Source organism: Amycolatopsis sp. NBC_01488, from assembly GCF_036227105.1.
In the GTDB taxonomy this organism is placed as follows: Bacteria; Actinomycetota; Actinomycetes; order Mycobacteriales; family Pseudonocardiaceae; genus Amycolatopsis.
In genome coordinates this window covers 1881999-1898369 of the sequence record NZ_CP109434.1, presented here as the reverse complement: position 1 = coordinate 1898369, position 16371 = coordinate 1881999, and the positions used below count along the sequence as shown (strand labels likewise).

Genomic DNA, 16371 nt, shown 5'->3' with positions numbered 1-16371 from the left:
TGAGACACTGAGTAGCCGGACGCGGGTACTTTCGACCAGGTCGCGGCCGCGCCCCCCACCGATCCTCGGAGGTACGACCCATGGCGGATTATCCGTCGTTCGCGGATTACGATCCGAACACGGCCGTGTCCCTGTTCGAAGAGGCCGCTTGGGAGAAGTCGTTCGCCAGCGAGCCGAACGGCGGCAGCTGCGTCGAGGTCAACCTGGGCCGGGAAGGCCTGATCGGCGTCCGGGACACCAAGCTCGCGACCAGCCCCGTCTTCGTGTTCGACTCCGCCGAGTGGGAAGCGTTCCTGGTTGCCGTGAAGGCCGGGCAGTTCGACCTGCCCGCCTGAGCTCTCCCCCGCGGAGGCGACCGTGATCACCCGCCCGCGTCCCGCTGCGTCCCAGAAAATCGCGAAGGCCCCCTTCCCCGTCTCTGGAGAAGGAGGCCTTCGCGACGGCGCGGATACGCCCGGGCGCCGAATGTGAGCGGAATCTCACCCGATTGCCGGAAGCTCACCCCCGCGCAACCGGCTCCGGGTCCGGCGCCACGCCACCACGACCAGCACCACAAGCCCGATCAACGGCAGCGTGCTGATCGCCCAGCTCAGCCCCATCGGCGGCCCCGGCTGCTCGAGCACCGGCAGCGCGCGCAGGTCGCCCGTGCCGGACCCGGCCGGGCCGTTGACCGTGAAGCGGAACGTCCAGTCACCCGGTCGTGGCATCGACCGGACGTCGAGGCCCCAGACGTCACGCTTGCGCGGATGCCGGACCAGCGGCTGCTTCCGCGTCTGCCCGCCTTCGGGGCTGAGCATCGTGAGCGTGCCGGACTTGTCCTCGATCCCGCCGTCGGGGATGAACGTGAAGTCCAGCGACTGCATGGCTTTCAGCGGCCAGGTGCTGAACCCGACCGTGATCCCGTACGGCCCCGCCTGCACGTGCTCGGTGTGCACGATGTTCACCGGCTCGTAGGCGTTGGCCGGTGCCGCGGTGGTGAACAGCAGCCCGGCGACGGCGGCCAGCGCCAGAAGTGTCTTACGCATCAGCGGTTTCCCCCTTCTTGGCGGGTGCCAGCAGGCAGAGCATCCCGCCGAACCGCCACCCCGCGAACCCGCCGAGCAGCCCGAGCAGGCCGCTGAACGCGGCCGTGGTCGCCAGCCACCAGGACGGCGGCAGGTGCGCGCCGGTGTAGAGCAGGACGCGCTGCACCGGCAGGCTCAGCCCGATCAGCGCTCCGGCGATCCCGCCGGCCACCACGGACACCCGGCCCGCGCGCCACCCCCGGCGCCGGCCGGCGAAGTACGCCAGCTCCATCAGCGCGGCCACCGGCACCAGCGCCAGCGGCGTCAGCGAAGGCATCTCCGGCACGCCGGAGATCGCGTCCCGCAGCGGCAGGTCGACGAGGTCGGCGTACGCCTTCGCGGCCCACGGCGAGAACCACCAGAAGATTCCCTGCACGACCGCGACCATCGCGGCGGTGCCGACCGCGCCGCCGGGGCGGCGCAGGAACCCGGCGCCGACGGTGACCAGCAGCACCACCATCATCGAGCAGCCGACCGACACGGCGTCGGCGTAGTCGTCCGGCACCTGCTGCAGCCCGAGCGCGAGCACCGGGCCGAACGTGAGCAGCACGGTCAGCGACGCCAGCGTGCCGATCCGCCCCCAGCGGTACTCCCGCGCCGCGGCGAACACCGCGGTCGTGCCGATCAGCGACACCGTGATCGACAGCAGCAGCCCGATGTGCGGCGGCGAGTCGATGACGGCGTCGAAGCCGTAGAGGCCGTGCCACCACTGGTCCCACAGGCCGTACAGCAGGAACGTCGCCGCGCCGACGCCGGAAACCAGGTAGCCCAGCGGCGCCGCGAACGTCTTGCCGAACACGTTGACCACGCGCCCGCCGACCCGCTGGTCGACCGGGCGGCCCGCGCGCCGCGCCGCCGTCGTCAGCAGCACGACGGCGAGGCTCGCCAGGCCGACGACCGCGCTGCCCGCGTACAGGAACAGGTGCGGCAGCGTGAAGAACGTGTCCGGCCCGACGTCGCTGTGCCACTGGATGTCCCAGGTCAACCCGACCAGCGACAGCAGTGAGCCCCCGAGCACGACGTTCGCCGGCAGCAACCCCGTGCGCGCCTGTTTCGCCACCGACATGGTGCGCACGCCGGATGCGGTGAGATCCATCCCCCGAACCTTTCTACTTGACCAGCAACGGAAAAACGACTTGGGCGGGCCCGCCGGGGCCGCGCAGCGACACGGTGATCTCCCACTGCCCGGCCATCGGCAGCCCGACGTCGGCGGCGCGGAAGCGGCCGGGCCCGTCCGGCCCGGCGGGCACCGGGGCGAACGCGTGGCCCATCTGCGCCATGACCGGCTCGACCGTGACGGCGTCGGGTGCGGGCCCGGTGACCGCCAAGGCGAACGTGTTGCCGCCGATGCGCGGCTCGTCCGCCGAGAACTGGACCGTGTACGGGCCGGAAACCGCCTGCTGCGTACTGGGTTTCGCGGCGCCGCCACCCCAGAGCAGCCACGCAGCGCCGGCCGCGACGACCAGCGCGACCACGGCGATCAGCACGGTCGGGCGTCTCATCGGCCTGCTCCCGTCGTCGGGACGTCCACCACGGCGGGGATCGTGAGCACGCGGTAGCCGCGTTCGGCCTGCAGCCAGATCCGGTACCGGCCGGGCGCGGCGAAGGTGTAGGTGAAGCCGACGTCCGGCCCGTACGCGGCGACGGTCTCGTCGGGGCGGTCCAGCTGTCCCGCGACGGGCGGGATCATCGCGTGGACGTGCGCCCACGTCGGTGCTTTCGCGGCGGCCGCGCCGACGTCCGGGCCGGTGACCGGCCCGGCGATGATCAGGTGGCCGAGCATGCCCAGCCACGGCTGGAGGTCCTGGCTCCGGAAGTGCGCGGTGACGGTCGTCGGCGTGCCGGGGGTGACCGTGAGGTCGACCGGGGTGCCGTCGACCGTCCGCGGTCCGGCGCCGGGTGGTTCGGGCGCCGGGGTGGCGGTGCCCGTCAGGTCCACAGTGGACCGCGCGAGCTGGACCCCGCCGCCGCGCCGGACGAGTTCCGCGGCGACGGCGTACGTGCCCGCTTCCGGATCGGCCACGCGGACGCGGTAGTCGCCGGGTCCGACGCGCACCGGGTGCAGGTGGCTCATTCGCCCGGACGGCGAAACGAGCACCAGGTGCACGAACGCGTTGTCGTGGAGGAGCAGGTCGTCGACCGGGCGGCCGGTGGCGCCGTCGGTGAGGCCCAGCGTCAGCTCGTCGCGCTCGGCCCGGACGGCCAGGTTCACCGGTGGCCGTGAATAGTCCACTGTGGACAAGCGGGCGTTGGCGTACGGGTCGGTGACGTTGTCGAACGTCGGGTCGAGCTGGCTGCCGGGCGCGGGCGGCGGGGGAGTGCTTGCCGACAGCAGGGCGCCGGTGACCGCGACGGCGAGCGCGGCGACCACGCCACCGGCGGGGATCAGCGCGAACGCCGTCCGCTTCGTTCGCATCGCCACCACGAGCGCGAGCAGCAGGAACGCGCCCGCGGCGACGAACCCGCCGTAGGTCGCCTTCTCCCACGGCGGAACCACCCGTGCGGGCACGATGAACGGGATGGTCGCGGTGGTCCCGCTGCCGTCGTCCAGCGACAGCTGCCACGGTCCCGGCTTGTCGACTTGGAGACTTCCCGGGAACACGCCCGGTTCGGCGCCGAGGACGACATCGCCGCGCGATGTCACGACGCCGTCGGCCGCGACGGCCAGGTGCAGCGTGCCGGGCGCGGTGCCCTGGTGCGTCACGACGTCGACCCGCAGCGGCGACGGCGTGCCGTCGACCCGGCGGATGATCACGGTCAGCTCGCGCGCGCCGAGCGTCTGCGCGACCTGGATGTCGGTGCCGGACGGCACGCCGTCGGCGTGCGCGGTCCCGCTTCCGGCCACGATCCCCAGCACGGCCAGCAGCATCAGCAACGCGGCTCTTGGTTTGGTCCCCATCGTGCAGCCAACTTATCGACGGCGGACCGTGGCGGGCGTCACGGCGGCGAGGGAACTCCGGTCCCCAGTGCGGGGGACCGGAGCCCCCGGAGATCTCAGGGGTTCAGGAACTTCCGCAGGTGGGCGACGACTTCCACGGGCTGTTCCTCGGGCAGGAAGTGGCCGCACTCGGCGATGGCCTCGCCCGTGACGTCGTCCGCGTACTCCCGCCAGATCTCGAGGGTCGGCAGGGTGCCGAGCAGTCCGTTCGCGCCCCAGAGCGCGAGGAGTGGCTGGGTGACGCGCTTTCCGGCGGCGAAGTCGGCGTCGTCGAGTTCGGCGTCGTCCGGGAAGGAGGCGCGGTAGTCGTCGAACCCGGCCCGGAGCGCGCCGGGCTGGGAGAAGGCGCGGACGTACTCGGCGACGGCGGCCGGGTCGAGGCGGTGCCGCTGGTGGGTCCAGCGTTCGAAGAAGTAACCCAGGTAGGCGGCGATGTTCTGGCCCGCGAGCAGCTCCGGCAGGTCGGGCTGGAGGTGGAAGAGCCAGTGCCAGTAAGCCTTCGCGACACCCGTGTCGAGGCGTTGCCACATCGCGCGGGTCGGCGCGATGTCGAGGACGGCGACGCGCTCGACCTGGTCCGGGCGGTCGAGGGCCCAGCGGTGGGCGACGCGGCCGCCGCGGTCGTGTCCGGCGACGGCGGTTCGCTCGAAGCCGAGGTGTTCGGTGAGTGCGGCGACGTCGGCGGCCATCGTGCGCTTGTCGAAGCCGGTCCGTGGCTTGTCGGTGCGGCCGTAGCCGCGCAGGTCGGGGGCGATGACCGTGTGCGTCTCGGCGAGGGGTTCGAGGACCTGGTGCCAGCAGTGCGACGTCTGCGGCCAGCCGTGGAGGAGGACCAGCGGCGGGCCGTCGCCGGCGCGGAGGTAGTGCATCCGGAGCCCGTTGACGGTGGCGACGTTCTCTAACCGGTTCATACGGTTAGAAGATAGCGGCCCTTCTAACTGTTCGCAAGGGTTAGAATGCGGGCATGGAGTGGGCTTTCGACGGCGGACGGCCGTGCCTCGACCTGGTCAACACGCTGCGCTCCCGGTACGCCGAGGGCGTCGAGCTGCTGACCGGGCCCGACGCGCTGGCGGAGTGGCTTTCCCTGGCGGGGTTCACGACCGGCCCGGTGCCGGTGACGGCCGGGAACGTGCTGGCGGCGAAGGCGCTGCGCGAAGCGATCGACCGGGTGCTGCTGCCGCCCGAGGTGCCGGACAAGATGGACATCGAGCTGGTGAACAACGCGGCGGCCTCGGCGCCTTCACCGCCGCCGCGGCTGGTCCTGGTGGACGGGCACCTGCGCCGCGACGTGCCGGCCCCGAAGGACCCGGTGGCGTCGGCCTTCGCGGCACTGGCGGCGGACGCGATCGACCTGGCGACGAGCGACGCGGACGTGCGCGTCTGCGCGGCGGACGACTGCGGGGTCCGGTTCTGCGACGCCTCGCCGCGGCGGAACCGCCAGTGGTGCTCGATGGCCCGCTGCGGCAACCGCGCCAAGGCCCGCGCCCACTACGCCCGGGTCAGCGGTCGTGAGTGAGAAACAGCGTTCTAACGCTGTTCCTCACTCACGACATCCTGCTCGCCAGACGTCGGTAGACCTCGGGGTGGTGGCGGAGCCAGACGTTGAGCTTGCCGATCCACCGCATGTGCGCGGTCCTCAGCGCGGCCGGGATCGGCGTGGCGAGAACCCGCACGGCTGAAGCGAAGCGCCAGAACCGCCGCTGGTCGCGGAGAGTCCACTGTAGACCAAGACGCTCGCGGAGCCCGGGCGGCAAAGTTGCCCGGATCAAGAACAGCTGGGTTCGGCCGTGCCACCGCCACCACGAGTCGGGCAGCCACCGCACCGGTTTCGGGACCGTGCGGATCGTCTCGAAGAGCGTGTCGATCGTCGGGTTCCTCGCGAACCCGGCGACCATCGAGTCGTAGTAACGCTCGAACGCGGCCCAGTCCGGCGGCAGATCGCGCTCGCGCACGCCGAGCAGCCGCCCGACGTCGCACATCTGCGCGTAGTACTCCTCGAGCTCCACATCGGACAGTGGTCGACCGAAGAACCGTTGCGCGTCAACGGGAACCTTCACCAGTGTCGCGTGCACCCAGGCATACGCCAAAGGGTCCAGTGCGCTGTACCGGTGGCCGTCCGCGACGCCCGTGAACGACCGGTGCAACGAGCGCAACCGGGCCGCCTCCACCTGGGCGCCGGACGCGCCGCCGTAGACGTAGATCGACAGCGACGCACCCGTCCGCATCAGCCGCGTCCACGGATCGGACGTGTAGTCCGAGTGGTCCCGCACCCCGGCCGCGACGACCGGGTGCGCCACCTGCAGCACGAGCACCTGCCCGGCCAGCAACGCGTCGCGGAAGTCGCCGAAGTACTTCCACGCCGCCGTGCCGCGGACGATCGCCCGCGCCATCAAGCCCCGCGGATCAGCATCATCAACGGCTCGGCCACGGGCGTGTCGGTGTCGCCGGTCGCCAGCCGGCGCAGCTGCAGCCCGGCGATCAGCGCGACCACCGGCCCGGCCAGCCGCTGCGGCTCCGGCACGCCCAGCGCCTCGAGGATCGTCACGGCCAGCTCGTCGTACGCCGCGAAGCACCGCGAAGACGCTTCGCGCAGCCCGGGATCACGGGCCGACTGGAGGTACAGCTCGTGCGCGCCCAGCTCGTCGGCGCCGAAGGGCAGCTGCGCGATCACGTGCTCGACGACCGACGCGGCCTGCTCGACGCTGAGGCCGTCCGAACGGTAGCCGTCGACGATCGCGCCGAGCTTCGCCGTCTCCTCCTCGACGAACAGAAGCATCGCCTCGCGCAGCAACGCCGTCTGGCTGGGGAAGTGGTAGGTGAGGGTGCCGAGCGAAACGCCGGCGGCGGCCACGATCCGGCGGTTCGTCAGCCCGCCGACGCCGTGCTCGCCGACGACCGTCAGCGCGCCGCGCAGGATGGCGTCCCGGGTGCTTACCAGCTTGTCTCGGGATGCCGCTCCGGCCACCGTTCGACCTCTTCCAGTTGCGCGGCGAGCGAAACCAGCCGCTCCTCGGCGTGCGAGGGGCCGAGCAGCTGCGCGCCCAGCGGCAGCCCGCCGTCGGTCTGCCCGGCCGGGACGTTGACCCCCGGCCAGCCCAGCACGTTCCACGGCCAAGCGTACGGGCAGGCGGCGATCATGGCCTGGTCGGTCTCCCAGCCGGAGAGGCCGTCGAACGTGCCGATCGGCGGCGGCGGGGTCGCGGTGGTCGGGGTCAGCAGCACGTCGACGCGGCCGAACACCGAGCCGATCCGCCGGTGCAGTCCCGGCTCGAGCGCACGGGCGAGCCGCAGCGCGGGCCCGGCGAGCAGGCGGCCGTGGCCGGCGTTGCTGCGGGTCCGCGGGTCGAGCCCGGCGCGGTCGGGCACGCGCAGCGTCCAGTCGCGGACGCCGGTGAGCGAGCGGGGCAGGAACGTCAGGCCGATCAGCCCGTAGTCCGGCTCGACCTCGACGATCTCGTGGCCCAGCCCGGCGAGCGACTCGGCGAGCCGCCGCACGTTCGCCTCGACGACCGGGTCGAGCCGGGTCTTGGTGGCGGTGAACGGGATCCGCGTCGACAGCCCGATCCGCAGCCGGCCGGGTTCGCGCGCGGCGGCGGTCCGGAACGTGGTGCCGGTCGCGGCGACGACGTCCAGCAGCAGGGCGGCGTCCCCGACGGTCCGGGCGAGCGGGCCGAGCACGGTCAGGCCGTGGAACAGCTCGCCGTCGGTCGGGATCCGGCCACGCTGGGTCTTGATGCCGACGAGCCCGGTCCACGCGGCCGGGATGCGCACCGAGCCGGCGCCGTCGGAACCGAGCGCGGCCGCGATGGCCCCCGACGCCACCGCGGCCGCGCTCCCGCCTGAAGAACCCCCGGGGGTGTGGCCGGTGTGCCACGGGTTGCGCGTCACGCCGAAGGCCGGACCTTCGGTGAACGGCCATTGGCCCAGCTCGGGAGTGTTGGTCTTGCCGATGATGACGGCCCCGGCCTCGCGCAGCAGCGCGACGGCGGGCGCGTCGGCGGTGGCGCACGGGAACTCGCCGACGCAGCCGAACGACGTGGGCAGGCCGGTGATGTCGACGTCGTCCTTGATGGCGACGGGCACGCCGAGCAGCGGTTTCCGGTCGCCGGCCTTCAGCCGTGCGTCCGCCTCGGCCGCTTCGGCGAGCGCCGCGTCGTCACGCAGGTGCCGGAAGGCGTTGAGGACGGGCTGGCTCGCGTGCGCACGCCCGAGCGCCGTTGCGGTCAGCTCGGCGGAGGTGACTTCGCCCGCGGCGAGCCGCGCGGCTTGCACGGCGAGACCGGTGAAGTCGAGGCTCGTGGCGGTCATGGCACCTCCCGGGCGTCGTCGTTCGTTCGAACGAACGTTACCGGATACCGACGGTCTCCGGCTACTCTCGATGAGTTTCCGCCGCCCGTGCCGTCTACCTCACTGACGACCACGACCACTCGAGGAGCAGCTCATGAGCACGGTGCACGCGGGCATGACCATGTCGCTGGACGGCTTCGTCGCCGACCGCCACGGCGGCACGGCACGGCTGTCGGACCCGGCCACCGCGAACGGCAGCGAGTACATGGCCGAGCTGATCCGGGAAACCGGCGCGGTCGTCCTCGGCCGGCGGACTTTCGCGATGGCCGAGGACCCGGACCGGTTCGTCGGCAACTACGAGTTCCAGGTCCCGATCTTCGTCGTCACCCACACGCCGCCGGACGTGCTGCCGAAACAGGACGAGCGCCTGACCTTCACGTTCGTCACCGACGGGATCGCCTCGGCGGTCGCCCGGGCGAAGGCGGCCGCGGGCGACCGGGCGGTCAAGGTGATCGGCGCGAGCGTGGTGCGGCAGGCCTTGCGCGCCGGGCTCGCGGACGAGGTGCACGTCGACATCGCCCCGGTGCTGCTGGGCGCCGGACTGCCGCTGTTCGGCGACCCGGAACTGGACGGCGTCGTCCTCCGGAGGATCGGGGTGCGAGAGGTCGGGACCTTCACCTCGCTCCGCTTCGAGGTCGTCTCACCGCCTATCGTGGGCGGAAAGCCGAGCCTGGAGGGCCGATGACGTTCGACTTCGCCGGATTCCCCGACGCCGCACTGGCCGCGAACCCCCGGGTCGACCTTGGCGGCTGGCCGACGCCGCTGCACGCGGCGCCGCGGCTCGGCGAAGCCCTCGGCCTGCGAAACCTCTGGCTCAAGCGCGACGACGTCCACCCGCTCGGCGCCGGCGGCAACAAGCTCCGCAAGCTCGAATACCACCTCGGCGCGGCCCAGGAAGCCGGCGCGGACACCGTGATCACCTTCGGCGCGCTCCAGACCAACCACGGCCGCCAGACCGCCGCCGCGTGCGCGAAGCTCGGCCTGCGCTGCGAACTCGTCCTCACCGCGAAGGTCCCTCGCGACGGCGAAGCGTACGAACGCGGCGGGAACATCCCGCTCGACAAGCTCTTCGGTGCGACCGTCCACGTCTGCGCCGACGGTGAAGAGACCGGCCGCACCTACGACCGGCTCGTCGCCGAAGCGGCCGCCGAAGGCCGGAAGGTCGCCACGATCCCGGTCGGCGGATCCAACGACCTGGGCGCGCTCGGTTACGTCCGCGCCACCCTCGAACTCGCGAAGCAGCTCGAAGAACGCGGCATCGAACGCGCCCACCTCGTCATCCCGCACGCCAGCGGCGGCACGGCGGCCGGTGTCGTGCTGGCCGCCGGGCTGCTCGGCGGCCTCGGCGTCGGCATCGCCTGCGTCAGCCACCCGCTCGACGAGGCCACCGAGAACCTGCGTGACCTCGTCGCGGGCGCGGCCAAGCTCCTCGGCGTCGAATTGCCGCCGTTCACGCACGCGAAGATGAGCGACTCCACGCTCGGCCCCGGCTACGGCATCCCGACCGACGCGGTCTGGAACGCGCTACGCCTCTTCGGCCGCACCGAGGGCGTGGTGCTCGATCCGGTCTACACCGGCAAAGTGGCCGCCGCGCTGGTCGAATGGGCCGGGCACTTCGCCCCCGACGACCACGTGGTGTTCCTGCACACCGGCGGGATGCCCGGCCTGTACGGCTACGCGCCCGAATTCGCGGCGGCCGTCGAAGGCTGATTCGAGCCGGGTCGCGACCCGCAGCAGCGTGAACAGCAGCACGACGTCGGCGAGCAGCAGCAGCCGCTGCATGACGCCGATCGGGAACGCGTCGGAGATCTCCGGGAACGGCCCGATCCTGGCCTCGCTCAACCGCACCAGGACGAAACTGATCGCGAACAGCCCGAACGCGACCGCGCTCAGCCGGACCGCGCGCACGACGGCCACGCGCTCTTGCCGTCCCCGCAACGGTTCCAGCAGCGAGATGGCCGCGCCGGGCAGGCTGAGGAACGCCACCAGGCACGCGTAGAGGTGGATCTCGCCGCTCACCGGGTCGGGCGCCTCCGGGTAGCTCGCCGGGAAGACGGCGGCCGCGGCGAGCCCGAGCGACCAGAGCGCGAGCAGCAGCCGGGTCGTCCGGGACAGCGGCACGCCGGCGACGTGCAGCGCGCCGAGCACCGCCAGCGAGCCGATGGCCAGCGACAGCACGCTCGCGGCGAGCATGCCTTCGCCCCGGTCGGTCACGGTGTAGCTCGACAACGTGTCGTACACCGGGTTGTGCGAGCTGATGATGTGCAGCACCACGGCCGTGAACAGCCCCCAGCCGAGCGCGCCCAGCGCCACGAGCCGCCACGGTCTCGTGCGCTTCCCCTGTTCCGTCCCCATGTTCTCCAGGTTCTCGGAGAACCGGACGGTCGTGATCAGGGAAGACCCTGAATTCACCCCGGAGAGAAGTCGACGAGGACGAGCGCCTGGTCGTCGTGGCGTTTCGGCCGCGGCCAGCGTTCGCCGTCCGGGTCCTGCTTTTCCGCGGTCCGGACGGCGTCCAAGATCGCGTCCGGACCGTCGGCGCGGGTGATCGCGAGGACTTCGCGCCAGTCGAACAGCGCGTACTGGTCGACGCCGATGGAGACGCCGTCGCTGGCGAGCACGACGGCGTCGACGTCGGCCCGCGGCCAGCTGCGCCGGACGGCGTGCGCGGCGGCGCCCGGGTCGGCCTCGGCGACCCAGAAGCCGTCGTGGGCGTTGCGCCGGCGCCGGACGTCGGCGCCGGTCTGGAGCATCCCGCGCCGCCGCAGCCGGGCGAGCCGGTCGTCGGAGACGACGTCGACGCCGAAGCCGCCGAAGCCGACCACCGGGCTGTCGGCGAGCACGAGCGCGTCGACGCGGTCTTCGAGCCACCGCACGGCGGCGACCGTGCTGGACGGCGACTGCTGCGGACGCAGGGCGTTCTCGGTCGTGACGGCGGCGATCGCGCTGGTCAGGATGTCCGTCAGGGCGGCTTCCGGTGCTGCGCGCAGGTCGTCGGCGAGACGCCGCGCCAGCCGTTCGGCGTACCAGCCACCGGGCGGTTGCGAGGGGTCCGCCGAGGTCGCGCCGTCGAGCACCAGGACCGCGTTGTCCAGCACGACGACGTGGTCTTCGGTCGGGCGGGGGTGGCCGTCGGCGCCCACCCCGGCCCGCTCGGCGATCACGATCTCGGGCATCACTCGACTCTACGTCGGGCCCGGGGGACCTTCGCGCTGACGACTGTCAACTCAGGTTGACAACGCTCGAATGTCAACGTAGGTTGACAGGCATGACAGAAGCGACGGACCTGGCCGCCCGGGCCGGTGACCGCGATCCCCGGGTGGGACTGCGTGCGGTCGCCGCGCTCCGGCGGCTGGTGGAACAACTGGAGGCCGTGCAGGTCCGCAGTGCGCGGGTCGACGGCTGGTCGTGGCAGGAGATCGCCGCCGAGCTGGGGGTCAGCCGGCAGGCCGTGCACAAGAAGTACGGGAGGCACTGATGTTCGAACGGTTCACGGCGGACGCGCGGATGGCGGTCGTCGAGGCGCAGATCGTGGCGCGGGAGTCCGGTTCGGTGGAGATCCGGCCGGCGCACCTGCTGGCCGGGCTGGTCAAGACGGGTGTCCCCCTGCTGGCCGAGCTGGGCATTTCACCGGACGAAATCGGGGCCGAGCTCGCCCGCACCCGGCGCCGCGGCGGGGTCAGCGACGCCGACGCCGAGGCGCTCACCGAGTTCGGCATCGACGTCGAGCAGATCGTCGAACGGGTCGAGCAGACCCACGGCGAGGGTGCGCTCGCCGGCCGGCTCGGGCCGGCCAAGCGCGGGCACATCCCGTTCACGTCCCAGTCGAAGAAGACCCTGGAGCTGAGCCTCAAGGAGGCCGTCCGGCTGGGGGACAAGCACCTCGGGCAGGAGCACATCCTGCTGGCGCTGGCCCAGCAGCACGACACCGACGACGTCCTGGCCCGGCGCGGCGCGGACTACGTGACGCTGCGCCGGGCGGTCCAGCAGCGCAAGGCGGGCTAGGCCCGCTCGCGCCAGGCGGTCAGCGGCAGCAGTGCCTGGGTGAGCGGGCCGATGGCCAGTGCGTAGAGCACGGTGCCGATCCCGACGGTCCCGCCGAGCAGGAAGCCGACGGCCACCACGGTGACCTCGATGCCGGTGCGCACCAGCCGGACCGACCAGCCGGTGCGCCCGGCGAGCCCGGTCATCAGGCCGTCGCGAGGACCCGGGCCGAGCCGCGCGCCGACGTACGTGGCGGTCGCGACGCCATTGAGCACCACCCCGCCGACCAGCAGCGCGATCCGCCACCCCAGGTCGTGCTGGTCCGGGACCAGTGCCCGGACCACGTCGACCAGCACCGAGATGACCACGACGTTCGCGATGGTCCCGATCCCGGGCCGCTGGCGCAGCGGGATCCACAGGAGCAGCACGACCACGGAGATCAGGCCGGTGACCGTGCCGAACGTGAGCCCGGTGTGCTTCAGGACGCCTTCGGCCAGCACGCTCCACGGCTCGAGGCCCAGGCCGGCCCGGGTGACCAGGGCGACGCTGGTGCCGTAGAGGGCGAGGCCGGACAGGAGCTGGACGCTGCGCCGGACGGGGTTGCGGGAGATCCGGACGGGCCGGAGATCGATCTGAGCCACGTCTTCACTATCCGGCCAAGTGGCCTTGTAAACCATAGCCAATTCCAGGATATTGGTCTTATGGAACCCGTGATTCCGATGGGTGGACGCATCTCTGGTCCTCGATTGGCTGTCATGCTGGGCTCGTGGCGGCAAGGTGGATCCCGGCAGGGCGCGACCGACCTGGCCGCGGCCATCGAGCTGCAGGTGCTGGACGGCCAACTGCCGCTCGGCACCCGGCTGCCCGCCGAGCGCGAGCTGGCCGACGCGCTCGGCGCCAGCCGGACGCTGATCGGCGCGGCACTGGACCGGTTGCGGGACAACGGGTTCGTCGCGAGCCGCCGCGGCGCGGGGTCGTGGATCGCCGCGCCCGGACGTCGTCGGCGCAGCCCGCTCGCCCCGGCGGGCGACGGCTCGATCGACTTCACCCACGCGTCGTCGCCGGCCATCGCGGGCACGGCCGCGGCGGTCGACGCGGCCCGCGTCCGGCTCGCCGACCACCTCGGCGACCACGGCTACCAGGAACGCGGCCTGCTCGGCCTGCGGGAGAAGATCGCCCAGCGGTACACCGAACGCGGGCTGCCGACCACGCCCGCGCAGGTCATGGTCACCAACGGCGCGCACCACGCGTTCGTCCTGGTCCTGCGGATGCTCGCCGGCCCCGGTGACCGCGTGCTCGTCGAGCAGCCGACGTACCCGAACGCGCTGGAGGCGATCCGCGCCGCGCACGCGATCCCGGTGCCGGTGGCGCTCGACCCGGCCGGGCCGCGCGGCTGGGACATCGCCGGCATCGACGCGGCGCTGCGCCAGGCGAACCCGCGGTTCGCCTACCTCGTCGTCGACTTCCAGAACCCGACCGGCCTGCGCCTGGACGCCGAAGGCCGCGAACGGCTCGGTTCCGTGCTGGCGCGTGCCCGGACGCCGGTCGTCGTCGACGAGACGCTCGCCGAGCTGGACCTCGAAGGCGATCCGCTCGACGGGCCGCCGCCGCTGGCCGCGTTCGCCGGCGACCTCGCGATCTGCGTCGGCTCGGCGTCCAAGACGCACTGGGGCGGGCTGCGGCTCGGCTGGATCCGTGCGTCGGAAGACCTGCTCGGGCGGCTGGTTTCCGCGCGCTACGCGGTCGACCTGGGCTCGCCGGTGTTCGAGCAGATCGTGCTCGCCGAACTGCTGGACGACCCGGGCGCGCTGGTCCGCCGTCGCGAGGAGCTGCGCGGCTACCGCGACGCGCTGGCCCGCTCGGTGCACCGGCACCTTCCGGAGTGGACGTTCACCCTGCCGAAGGGCGGCCTGTCGCTGTGGTGCCGGATGCCGGAGCCGGTCAGCTCGCGCCTCGCGGTGGCGGCCGCGAGTCACGGCGTCCAGGTCGCGCCCGGCTCGCGCTTCGGCGTCCACGGCGGACTGGAGCGCTGGATCCGGCTGCCGTTCTCCTTGCCACCGGACAAGATCGACGAAGCGGTCCGGCGGCTGAGCGCCGCGGCGGCGTCGGTCAGCGGCACTCCGGCCTCCTTGGACGCACCGATCGCCTGACAAGACGAACCGGTGCGCTGGATGCGAGCCTGCTCCCAGGGATGGGCGGCGTTCATGTGCATCCAGCGCACCGGTTCGTTGTTTCACACTCCCACTCGCGGGCGTGACCCCGTTCGTGGGTGCCGCGGCTTCCCGGCACAGCCCCTCGACGTGCCGGGAAGCCGGCGGCTCAGGCGTGCTCTCCGCTTGACGAGTCTCCGCTCGGCGCGGTGAGCGAAGACTCCCGGAGCACGCCCGGTGTGGGTCCCGGCGCCGCGGGGGCAGCGCGGCGCCGGGACCGGGATCCGACCCGGCCGGGCGCGGTCGGCCGGTCGGAAAGACGGTGGTTTCGCATGGGTTTACGCCCCTGGAGTACGTCGGACGCGGTTCAGCGTCACGAGACGTGAAAGAGTCACGAATTTCGTGCTGGAGCAGGGGAAACGTCACGCGGTTGCGGCGTGCGAGTACGTCCAGTTGATCTTGGTTTGGACGCAGTTCTCCCCGGCTGCCCGGTTCGGGGTCAGTCGGGGGAGGTGGTGGGCAGGGCGGCTTCCCTGCCCGCGCCGTCGACTTCGTGGTCGCGGCTGGCACCGATCAGCTTGAGCTGGGTGGTGGTCACGTCGTCGGTGTGGACGGCGAACGGGTGGCGGACGCCACCGGGGCCGTCGTGGCCGGGCGCCGCGGTCGGCGCCGGCGCGCTCGGGGCACTGGAGCCGCCGGGCAGGCCGGGAGTGCTGTCGCCGCCGCCGTTGCGGGCGTGGACGCCGGAGTCGCGCGGCTGCTCCTGCTGGGCCCGCAGCGTGTTCTGCACCTCGACGAGGTGCACGGTCGCGACCCGGGAGGCCGTCGTCGACGTCGTCGTGGCGGGCGTCTCAGCGGGCGCGGTCTCGGGGGCGACGGCGGTGGTCGTCACCGGGGTGAGGGTGTCGCCGACGACGCCGGGCACGGTGACCGTGACGCCGCCCGAGTTCGAGCTGCCGAGGACCGGGGCGAGGATGTCGTCGAGGGGGAGCAGGACGGGCGCGTCCGGGTTGCCCGCGGGCGGCTGCGTGAGCGGCGCGAGGACGGTGTGGGACAGCGTGTCCGTGACGGCGCCGACGGTGTTCAGCGTGCCGCTGACGGTGGTGGTGACCGTGTTCAGCGTGCCGCCGACCACGTTGAGGACGCCGCCGACGAGCCCGCCCAGCAGGCCGCTGTCGGACGAGGTGGCCTGGGTGGCCGGCGCCGTGATCGGCTTGGTCACCGAGGTGACGGTGCCGACGAGTCCGTTGAGCAGCCCGCCACCGGACGCGGTCGTCTTGGTGGCCGGCTCTGTCGGCGCGGCGAGACTGCCGGACGAGGGTGTCGCCGGCTCTTCGGTGGTCTGAGTGTCCTTCGTGGACTGCTTGGCGGTGGTGTCGGCCGCGGTGTCGTCGGTCTTGGTCGCGCCGGCCGCGGCGTCCGGCTGCGGCGCGCACGTGGGGGCGCCGGCTTCGCGGTGGCTCGTGCGGTGGTGGCCCAGCAGGCCGGTGTGCTCCACAGTGGACGCCGCGACGTGCGGGCACGCGGTGGGCTCGGCGGCGGCCGCGGTGCTGCCGGAGAGAGCGCCGGTGAGCAGCCACCCGGCGAGGGTCAGGCCCCCGGCGACGAGGATCTTGGCGGCGGGCCGCTGCAGCGCGGCCGCCCACGGTCGCGGCGCGCGCCCGCGCGCGTGCGCCGATTTCCCGGCGGTACGCCCCTGACCTGCGGAAACGCTCTGGCGTGCGACGTTCGGGCGAGCGAAGAAGGCTGTCGGCCGCGCCTCGCTCGAGGGCGGGGCGAAGGCTGTCGGGCGCGCCTCGCTCGAGGCCGGGGCGAAGGCGTGCGGATGCGCCTCGCTCGAGGGCAAGGCGTCGGCTTGCGGCTGTGCCTCGCCCGAGGGCAAGGCGTG

18 protein-coding genes and 1 pseudogene are annotated in these 16371 nt (G+C 72.8%); 7 read left to right on the top strand and 12 right to left on the bottom strand.

Features of this window, described 5'->3' with window-relative positions; genetic code table 11:
* Positions 1–80 precede the first annotated feature (80 nt).
* A complete protein-coding gene (locus OG738_RS09075) occupies positions 81–335 on the top strand; it encodes a DUF397 domain-containing protein (RefSeq protein ID WP_329052822.1) in 255 nt (84 codons plus the stop codon).
* A gap of 144 nt (positions 336–479) precedes the next feature.
* Here the strand turns inward: OG738_RS09075 and OG738_RS09070 are convergent, their stop codons facing one another.
* The 5 genes from OG738_RS09070 to OG738_RS09050 all read right to left on the bottom strand — a co-directional run bounded on the left by OG738_RS09070 (position 480) and on the right by OG738_RS09050 (position 4913).
* Entirely contained in the window at positions 480–1025 is a 546-nt protein-coding gene (locus OG738_RS09070) for a hypothetical protein (protein ID WP_329052820.1), read from the bottom strand.
* Positions 1018–2160 carry a hypothetical protein gene (locus tag OG738_RS09065; RefSeq protein ID WP_329052818.1) on the bottom strand — a complete coding sequence of 381 codons (1143 nt, stop codon included), beginning with the start codon at positions 2158–2160 and terminating at the stop codon, positions 1018–1020. The genes OG738_RS09070 and OG738_RS09065 overlap by 8 nt, the downstream gene beginning before the upstream one ends.
* A 13-nt stretch (positions 2161–2173) precedes the next feature.
* Positions 2174–2566 (bottom strand): FixH family protein, encoded by a 393-nt coding sequence (locus OG738_RS09060; RefSeq protein WP_329052816.1) that lies wholly within the window; start codon positions 2564–2566, stop codon positions 2174–2176.
* Entirely contained in the window at positions 2563–3963 is a 1401-nt protein-coding gene (locus OG738_RS09055) for a hypothetical protein (protein ID WP_329052814.1), read from the bottom strand. The genes OG738_RS09060 and OG738_RS09055 overlap by 4 nt, the downstream gene beginning before the upstream one ends.
* A 95-nt stretch (positions 3964–4058) precedes the next feature.
* On the bottom strand, positions 4059–4913 hold the full coding sequence (locus OG738_RS09050) for an alpha/beta fold hydrolase (protein ID WP_329052812.1): 855 nt from the start codon (positions 4911–4913) through the stop codon (positions 4059–4061).
* A 53-nt stretch (positions 4914–4966) separates the two neighbouring features.
* Here OG738_RS09050 and OG738_RS09045 point away from each other — a divergent pair, with 53 nt between their 5' ends.
* On the top strand, positions 4967–5518 hold the full coding sequence (locus OG738_RS09045; RefSeq protein ID WP_329052810.1) for a CGNR zinc finger domain-containing protein: 552 nt from the start codon (positions 4967–4969) through the stop codon (positions 5516–5518).
* Positions 5519–5546: 28 nt separating this feature from the next.
* Here OG738_RS09045 and OG738_RS09040 read toward each other — a convergent pair whose 3' ends face one another.
* Genes OG738_RS09040 through OG738_RS09030 form a run of 3 tightly spaced genes read right to left on the bottom strand, consistent with a single transcriptional unit; the run spans position 5547 to position 8310 of the window.
* Positions 5547–6392: an oxygenase MpaB family protein gene (locus OG738_RS09040; protein WP_329052807.1), complete on the bottom strand. Its 846-nt coding sequence runs from the start codon at positions 6390–6392 to the stop codon at positions 5547–5549.
* On the bottom strand, positions 6392–6967 hold the full coding sequence (locus tag OG738_RS09035) for a TetR/AcrR family transcriptional regulator (RefSeq protein ID WP_329052805.1): 576 nt from the start codon (positions 6965–6967) through the stop codon (positions 6392–6394). Before OG738_RS09035 ends, OG738_RS09040 begins: the two co-directional genes overlap by 1 nt.
* A complete protein-coding gene (locus OG738_RS09030) occupies positions 6934–8310 on the bottom strand; it encodes an amidase (RefSeq protein WP_329052803.1) in 1377 nt (458 codons plus the stop codon). The genes OG738_RS09035 and OG738_RS09030 overlap by 34 nt, the downstream gene beginning before the upstream one ends.
* Before the next feature lie 133 nt (positions 8311–8443).
* Here OG738_RS09030 and OG738_RS09025 point away from each other — a divergent pair, with 133 nt between their 5' ends.
* Both OG738_RS09025 and OG738_RS09020 read left to right on the top strand, forming a co-directional pair.
* Entirely contained in the window at positions 8444–9034 is a 591-nt protein-coding gene (locus OG738_RS09025; RefSeq protein WP_329052801.1) for a dihydrofolate reductase family protein, read from the top strand.
* On the top strand, positions 9031–10059 hold the full coding sequence (locus tag OG738_RS09020; protein WP_329052800.1) for a D-cysteine desulfhydrase family protein: 1029 nt from the start codon (positions 9031–9033) through the stop codon (positions 10057–10059). Before OG738_RS09025 ends, OG738_RS09020 begins: the two co-directional genes overlap by 4 nt.
* A gap of 81 nt (positions 10060–10140) precedes the next feature.
* Here the strand turns inward: OG738_RS09020 and OG738_RS09015 are convergent.
* A pseudogene (locus OG738_RS09015) lies at positions 10141–10704 on the bottom strand (DUF998 domain-containing protein); the annotation flags it as partial.
* Positions 10705–10757: 53 nt separating this feature from the next.
* The gene (locus OG738_RS09010) at positions 10758–11525 is read right to left on the bottom strand and encodes a protein phosphatase 2C domain-containing protein (RefSeq protein WP_329052798.1); all 768 of its coding nucleotides are present in this window, start codon (positions 11523–11525) and stop codon (positions 10758–10760) included.
* A gap of 92 nt (positions 11526–11617) precedes the next feature.
* Here OG738_RS09010 and OG738_RS09005 point away from each other — a divergent pair, with 92 nt between their 5' ends.
* Together OG738_RS09005 and OG738_RS09000 are read left to right on the top strand one after the other, a co-directional pair.
* Entirely contained in the window at positions 11618–11827 is a 210-nt protein-coding gene (locus OG738_RS09005; protein WP_329052797.1) for a sigma factor-like helix-turn-helix DNA-binding protein, read from the top strand.
* A complete protein-coding gene (locus OG738_RS09000) occupies positions 11827–12354 on the top strand; it encodes a Clp protease N-terminal domain-containing protein (RefSeq protein ID WP_329052795.1) in 528 nt (175 codons plus the stop codon). The genes OG738_RS09005 and OG738_RS09000 overlap by 1 nt, the downstream gene beginning before the upstream one ends.
* On the opposite strand, the gene yczE is transcribed toward OG738_RS09000, so the two are convergent.
* On the bottom strand, positions 12351–12974 hold the full coding sequence (gene yczE / locus OG738_RS08995) for a membrane protein YczE (RefSeq protein WP_329052793.1): 624 nt from the start codon (positions 12972–12974) through the stop codon (positions 12351–12353). The two genes, OG738_RS09000 and yczE, sit on opposite strands and share 4 nt — an antisense overlap.
* Before the next feature lie 60 nt (positions 12975–13034).
* Here yczE and yczR point away from each other — a divergent pair, with 60 nt between their 5' ends.
* Complete coding sequence (yczR, locus tag OG738_RS08990) at positions 13035–14483, top strand: MocR-like transcription factor YczR (RefSeq protein ID WP_329052792.1); 1449 nt, start codon at positions 13035–13037, stop codon at positions 14481–14483.
* Positions 14484–14982: 499 nt separating this feature from the next.
* On the opposite strand, the gene OG738_RS08985 is transcribed toward yczR, so the two are convergent.
* Complete coding sequence (locus OG738_RS08985) at positions 14983–16329, bottom strand: hypothetical protein (protein WP_329052791.1); 1347 nt, start codon at positions 16327–16329, stop codon at positions 14983–14985.
* Positions 16330–16371 lie beyond the last annotated feature (42 nt).

What these genes read in the sequence shown, in the direction of transcription:
- OG738_RS09075 (WP_329052822.1), top strand. Translation starts at nt 81, where the DNA reads ATGGCGGATTATCCGTCGTTCGCGGATTACGATCCGAACACGGCCGTG.
- OG738_RS09070 (WP_329052820.1), bottom strand. Translation starts at nt 1,025, where the DNA reads ATGCGTAAGACACTTCTGGCGCTGGCCGCCGTCGCCGGGCTGCTGTTC.
- OG738_RS09065 (WP_329052818.1), bottom strand. Translation starts at nt 2,160, where the DNA reads ATGGATCTCACCGCATCCGGCGTGCGCACCATGTCGGTGGCGAAACAG.
- OG738_RS09060 (WP_329052816.1), bottom strand. Translation starts at nt 2,566, where the DNA reads ATGAGACGCCCGACCGTGCTGATCGCCGTGGTCGCGCTGGTCGTCGCG.
- OG738_RS09055 (WP_329052814.1), bottom strand. Translation starts at nt 3,963, where the DNA reads ATGGGGACCAAACCAAGAGCCGCGTTGCTGATGCTGCTGGCCGTGCTG.
- OG738_RS09050 (WP_329052812.1), bottom strand. Translation starts at nt 4,913, where the DNA reads ATGAACCGGTTAGAGAACGTCGCCACCGTCAACGGGCTCCGGATGCAC.
- OG738_RS09045 (WP_329052810.1), top strand. Translation starts at nt 4,967, where the DNA reads ATGGAGTGGGCTTTCGACGGCGGACGGCCGTGCCTCGACCTGGTCAAC.
- OG738_RS09040 (WP_329052807.1), bottom strand. Translation starts at nt 6,392, where the DNA reads ATGGCGCGGGCGATCGTCCGCGGCACGGCGGCGTGGAAGTACTTCGGC.
- OG738_RS09030 (WP_329052803.1), bottom strand. Translation starts at nt 8,310, where the DNA reads ATGACCGCCACGAGCCTCGACTTCACCGGTCTCGCCGTGCAAGCCGCG.
- OG738_RS09025 (WP_329052801.1), top strand. Translation starts at nt 8,444, where the DNA reads ATGAGCACGGTGCACGCGGGCATGACCATGTCGCTGGACGGCTTCGTC.
- OG738_RS09020 (WP_329052800.1), top strand. Translation starts at nt 9,031, where the DNA reads ATGACGTTCGACTTCGCCGGATTCCCCGACGCCGCACTGGCCGCGAAC.
- OG738_RS09010 (WP_329052798.1), bottom strand. Translation starts at nt 11,525, where the DNA reads ATGCCCGAGATCGTGATCGCCGAGCGGGCCGGGGTGGGCGCCGACGGC.
- OG738_RS09005 (WP_329052797.1), top strand. Translation starts at nt 11,618, where the DNA reads ATGACAGAAGCGACGGACCTGGCCGCCCGGGCCGGTGACCGCGATCCC.
- OG738_RS09000 (WP_329052795.1), top strand. Translation starts at nt 11,827, where the DNA reads ATGTTCGAACGGTTCACGGCGGACGCGCGGATGGCGGTCGTCGAGGCG.
- yczR (WP_329052792.1), top strand. Translation starts at nt 13,035, where the DNA reads ATGGAACCCGTGATTCCGATGGGTGGACGCATCTCTGGTCCTCGATTG.